The following is a 5752-nucleotide window of genomic DNA, read 5'->3' as shown; positions in this document are numbered from 1 at the left end:
GCGCGATTCGGGGCGCCCTCACCGGCCGTTCGTGCGCTCGCAGCTCACAAACGCCGCGTCCACGCCGGCCGCACGTGTCAAAGGTGCGTGCGGGAAGCAGGTATGCCGCACCCGGGCCCTCCGTACGTGGCAAAGGTGCGTTCCGGACGCAGATCCCACCCGTCGGCGCCGACTCGGACCCTGCGCTCGGCCTTCGTGCGCTCGCAGCTCAGGAACGCGCGATCCGAGGCGCCCTCACCGGCCGTTCGTGGGCTCGCAGCTCATAAACGCCGCGTCCGCGCCGGCCGCACGTGCCAAAGGTGCGTGCGGGGTGCAGGTATGCCGCGTCCGCGCCGGTGTCAGGCGAACAGCCGCCACAGTTCGGGGATCGACGCGCCGGTCATGGTGGGGACGATGCGCAGGCCCTCCTGCTCGGCGATGTCCACCATGTGCGGGATCCCGATGGTGGGGACGCCGGCGGCCAGCGCGGATGCCAGCCCCGTGTTGGAGTCCTCGACCGCGAGGCAGTCCCCCGGCGCCACGCCGAGCAGGCTCGCCGCGGTGAGGTACGGCTCGGGGTGCGGCTTGCCCTGCTTGACAACGTCGCCGGTCACGACCGCGTCGAAGGTCCCCGCGGGCAGCGCCTGGACCATGACGTCGGCGAAGGCGGCATACGACATCGTGACCAGGGCGCAGGGCACCCCGAGCTCACGGGTCGAGGCGAGCAGCGCCTGGGCGCCGGGCCGCCACGGGATGTGCTCGCGGAACCGCCGGATGACGCCGGCGAGGAGGGTCTGCACGACCTCCTCGCGCGGCATCGTCACGGGCGTGTGCTCGCGGATGTAGTCCGCCGACCACAGCAGCGCCTGCCCGACGAGCTGGTGGGCGTGCTCGTCGGACCACTGCCCGCCGAAGGACTCGACGAGGGCGTACTCCTCGGCGATCCAGTAGGGCTCGGAGTCCACCAGGGTGCCGTCCATGTCCCACAGGACGGCGGCGGGCAGCGCGGCGCGCTCGGTCATCGGGCTCCTCGGGTTCGTCGGCGTGCGCGGTCTGCGCGGGCCGCCGAGATGCGACGGCCCGCGCAGACCGCTTCGGTGCGGTCGGTCATGCCTTGAAGTAGCTCGCCTCGGGGTGGTGCGCGACGAGGGCGTCCGTGGACTGCTCGGGGTGCAGCTGCAGCTCCTCGGACAGGGTCACGCCGATCCGCTCGGGCTCGAGCAGCGCCACCAGGGTCGCGCGGTCCTCGAGCTCCGGGCAGGCCGGGTAGCCGAAGGAGTAGCGCTCGCCGGTGTACTTCTGCCGCAGGATGTCGCCGAGCGCGTCGGCGTCGCCGTCGGCCAGGCCGAGCTCGGCGCGGACGCGGGCGTGCCAGTACTCCGCGAGGGCCTCGGTGAGCTGCACGGACAGGCCGTGGAGCTCGAGGTAGTCGCGGTAGGCGTTGTCCGCGAACAGCTCCGCCGTCGCCAGCGCCACGCGGTCGCCCATCGTCACCAGCTGGAAGGTGATGACGTCGGGCTGCCCGTCGGCCTCGACGGCCTCCTTGGACCGCCAGAAGTCGGCCAGGCACAGGCGCCGGTCGCGTCCCTGCCGGGGGAAGGTGAAGCGGGCGCGCTCGCCGCCGAGCTCGATCGTGCCGTCGGGGCGCTCGGTGTGCTCGAGCACGACGACGTCGTTGCCCTCGCTGTAGCACGGGAAGTACCCGTAGACCACGGCGGGCTGCACGAGGTCCTGGGTCTTGATGCGGTCCAGCCACATGCGCAGCCGCGGCCGGCCCTCGCGCTCGACGAGCTCCTCGTAGGAGGGGCCGTCGTCGGCGCGGGACGGCTTGAGCCCCCACTGCCCGAGGAAGGTCGCCCGCTCGTCGAGGTAGCCCGCGATGTCGCTGGTCGCGATGCCCTTGACGACGCGCGTGCCCCAGAACGGCGGGGTCGGGATCCGGTTGTCCGTGGTGACGTCGGACCGTCGGGTGTCGATCTCGACGGGCTCGGTCGGCTCCGTATGCCGGGCCGCGACCCGACGCTGGCGCAGCGGGGGCAGCGCGTCGGTCAGCTGCACGGCGGGGTCGGCCTTGGCCTTGGCCACCGCGTCCATGAGCCGCAGCCCCTCGAACGCGTCCCGCGCGTAGCGCACGTGCCCGTCATACAGCTCGGCGAGGTCCTGCTCGACGTAGGCCCGGGTCAGGGCCGCGCCCCCGAGCAGGACCGGCCAGCGGTCCGCGAGGGAGCGGGAGTTCAGCTCGAGCAGGTTGTCCTTCATGATCACGGTGGACTTCACGAGCAGGCCGGACATGCCGATGGCGTCGACCGCGTGCTCCTCGGCCTTGTCGATGATCTCGTTGACCGGCACCTTGATGCCGATGTTGACGACCTCGAAGCCGTTGTTGGACAAGATGATGTCGACGAGGTTCTTGCCGATGTCGTGGACGTCGCCCTTGACGGTGGCGAGCAGGACCTTGGCCTTGGCCTCGCGCTTGGCACCGCCCGCGGCGGCCTCGATGTGCGGCTCGAGGTGCGCGACGGCGGCCTTCATCGTCTCGGCCGACTGCAGCACGAACGGCAGCTGCATCTTGCCGGAGCCGAAGAGCTCGCCGACGGTCTTCATGCCCGCGAGGAGCATGTCGTTGATGATCGCCAGGGGGTCGTGCCCGGAGTCCATCGCCAGGTCGAGGTCGGCCTCGAGGCCGTTGCGCTCGCCGTCGATGATGCGCTGGGCGAGGCGCTCCTCGAGCGGCAGGGACGCCAGGGCGTTGGCGCGCTCCTCCTTGAGCGAGGTCGAGTCGACCCCCTCGAAGAGCTCGAGCATCCGGGACAGCGGGTCGTAGGTGCACTCCGACTCCCCCGGCTCGCCGGCCCACTCGCGCCGGTCGTGCACGAGGTCCATGGCGACCTTGAGCTGGTCCTCGGGGATCCGCGAGATCGGGACGATCTTGGCGGAGTTGACGATCGCGCTGCTCAGCCCGGCCTTGACGCACTCGTCGAGGAAGACCGAGTTGAGGACCTGGCGGGCAGCGGGCTTGAGGCCGAAGGACACGTTGGAGACGCCGAGGGTGGTCTGCACGCCCGGGTAGCGGGTGGTGAGCTCGCGGATCGCCTCGATCGTCTCGATGCCGTCGCGGCGCGTCTCCTCCTGACCGGTGGCGATCGGGAAGGTCAGGCAGTCCACGACGATGTCCTCGACGTGCATGCCGTGCTCGCCCGTCAGCGCCTCGATCAGGCGCGACCCGACGGCGACCTTGTGCTCGCGGGTGCGGGCCTGACCCTGCTCGTCGATGGTCAGGGCCACGACGGCGGCGCCGTGCTCGGCCACGAGCCGCATCATCTTGGCGTAGCGCGAGTCGGGCCCGTCGCCGTCCTCGAAGTTGACCGAGTTGATGACCGCGCGGCCACCGAGGCGCTCGAGCCCGGCCTGGATGACGGCGGGCTCGGTCGAGTCCAGCACCAGCGGCAGGGTGCTCGCGGTGGCGAACCGGGCCACGACCTCGGACATGTCCGCGGCACCGTCGCGGCCGACGTAGTCGACGCAGACGTCCAGCAGGTGGGCGCCGTCGCGGGTCTGGGCGCGGGCGATCTCGACGCAGTCGTCCCACTTCTCGGCCAGCATCGCCTCGCGGAAGGCCTTGGAGCCGTTGGCGTTGGTGCGCTCGCCGATGGACAGGAAGGACGCGTCCTGGCGGAACGGGACGGGGGCGTAGAGCGAGGCGACGCCGGGCTCGGGGGTCGGGTTGCGCTCGCCGATCGGCTGGCCGCCGACCGCCTCGACGACGGCGCGCAGGTGCTCGGGGGTCGTGCCGCAGCAGCCACCGACCAGGGCGACGCCGTAGTCCTGGGTGAAGGTGCGGTGGGCGGCGGCCAGCTCGTCCGGCTGCAGCGGGTAGGTGGCGCCGTCCTTGCCCAGCTGCGGCAGACCGGCGTTGGGCATGCAGGTCACCGGGATGCGCGACTGCTGCGACAGGACCCGCAGGTGCTCGCTCATCTCGGCGGGGCCGGTCGCGCAGTTGAGCCCGATCGCGTCGATGCCGAGCGCCTCGAGGGCGGTCAGCGCCGCGCCGATCTCGGAGCCGAGCAGCATCGTGCCCGTCGTCTCGACCGTGACCTGCACGATGACGGGCAGCGTCTCGCCGGCCGCCGTCAGCGCGCGCTTGGCACCCACCACCGCGGCCTTGGCCTGCAGCAGGTCCTGCACGGTCTCGACCAGCAGCGCGTCGGCGCCGCCGTCGATGAGGCCGCGGGCGTTCTCGGCATACGCGTCCCGCAGGGTGGCGTAGTCGATGTGCCCGAGCGAGGGCAGCTTGGTGCCGGGGCCCATCGAGCCGATGACATAGCGGGGCTTGTCCGGCGTCGACCAGTGGTCGGCGGACTGGCGGGCGATCTCGGCGCCCGCGCGGGCCAGCTCGTAGATGCGGTCGACGATGTCGTACTCGCCGAGGTTGGCGTGGTTGGCGCCGAAGGTGTTGGTCTCGACGAGGTCCGAGCCGGCCTCGAAGTAGGCGTCGTGCACCGAGCGGACGACGTCGGGGCGGGTCACGTTGAGGATCTCGTTGCAGCCCTCGTGCCCCTGGAAGTCGTCCATGCTCGGGTCGGCCGCCTGGAGCATCGTGCCCATGGCGCCGTCGGCGACCAGGACTCGTCGGGTCAGTGCGGTGCGGAGCTCGTCCGAGCGTGCGCTCACGGTTGGCCTGCCTTTGCAGTCGGGGACCTGCCGAAGTCTAGGCTGGGTCGAAGCCCTGGCGTGGACGCGTCCGGGGTGCGTCAGCCCAGCCGTCAGTCCAGCCGTCAGCCCACGAGGAGTGCGCGTGATCCAGTTCGACGACCTTCCGCCCCTGCGTCGACCGGTCATGATCGCCGCCTTCGAGGGGTGGAACGACGCCGGCGAGGCCGCCACCGACCTCGTGTCCCACCTGTCCGAGGCCTGGGACGCCGAGCCCGTCGCGGCGATCGACCCGGAGGAGTACTACGACTTCCAGGTGACCCGTCCGCGCGTCGTCAGCCAGGGCGGAGAGCGGCTCGTGACCTGGCCGACCACGCGGATCCTGCACGCGACGCTGCACGGCGAGGACCGCGACGTGCTCCTCGTGGAGGGCATCGAGCCGTCCGTGCGGTGGCGCGCGTTCACCGAGGAGCTGCTGGACCTGGCCGAGCAGGCGGGCGTGGAGCTGCTGATCACGCTCGGCGCCTACCTCGCGCCCATCCCCCACACCCGCCCGATCGGCACCGACGTCTCGTCCGAGAGCTCCGAGCTCGCGCACCGCTTCGACATCGTGCCGTCGAGCTACGAGGGCCCGACCGGGATCGTCGGGGTGATCGCGCTGGCGGCCGAGCAGATCGGTATGCCGGCGGTCAGCGCGTGGGCCGCGATCCCGCACTACGCCGGGTCGGCGCCCTCCCCCAAGGCCTCGCTGGCGCTGCTCGGACGCCTCGAGGAGCTGCTGGACATCACGATCCCGCGGGGCGACTTTCCCGAGGACGCGGTGGCCTGGCAGCACGGCGTCGACGAGCTGGCGTCGGGCGACGAGGACGTCGCGGAGTACATCTCGTCCCTCGAGGAGGCGCAGGACACGGCCGAGCTGCCGGAGGCGAGCGGCGAGGCGATCGCGCGCGAGTTCGAGAAGTTCCTGCGCCGCCGCGACTCGGACGGCCCCGGTCCTGGCCCTGGCCCCGGCCCCGGCGGCCCGCCCGGCAAGGACCTCGGCCACTGACCTACCCCCGGGTAAAGGCATCGACCGGCCTCCGTTCGCCAGGCTGATGCATCCGCCCCCGGTAAAGGCATCGAC

Annotated in this window: 3 protein-coding genes; 1 reads left to right on the top strand and 2 read right to left on the bottom strand. The window is 71.9% G+C overall.

Annotated features, from left to right (window positions below; genetic code table 11):
* Nucleotides 1-338: 338 nt before the first annotated feature.
* Nucleotides 339-1001 (bottom strand): HAD family hydrolase, encoded by a 663-nt coding sequence (locus tag K313_RS0119305; RefSeq protein WP_029213007.1) that lies wholly within the window; start codon nucleotides 999-1001, stop codon nucleotides 339-341.
* An 85-nt stretch (nucleotides 1002-1086) separates the two neighbouring features.
* Nucleotides 1087-4650, bottom strand: coding sequence for a methionine synthase (gene metH, locus K313_RS0119300; RefSeq protein WP_029213006.1), 3564 nt, complete (start codon nucleotides 4648-4650; stop codon nucleotides 1087-1089).
* 124 nt (nucleotides 4651-4774) lie between these two features.
* Between metH and K313_RS0119295 the strand changes: the two genes are divergently transcribed.
* Complete coding sequence (locus K313_RS0119295) at nucleotides 4775-5677, top strand: PAC2 family protein (protein WP_029213005.1); 903 nt, start codon at nucleotides 4775-4777, stop codon at nucleotides 5675-5677.
* The last annotated feature ends 75 nt before the right edge of the window (nucleotides 5678-5752 follow it).

This window comes from Arsenicicoccus bolidensis DSM 15745 (assembly GCF_000426385.1).
GTDB lineage: Bacteria > Actinomycetota > Actinomycetes > Actinomycetales > Dermatophilaceae > Arsenicicoccus > Arsenicicoccus bolidensis.
The sequence above is the reverse complement of the archived record's forward strand: the minus strand, read 5'-3'. Positions and strand labels throughout refer to the sequence as shown.

What these genes read in the sequence shown, in the direction of transcription:
- K313_RS0119305 (WP_029213007.1), bottom strand. Translation starts at nt 1,001, where the DNA reads ATGACCGAGCGCGCCGCGCTGCCCGCCGCCGTCCTGTGGGACATGGAC.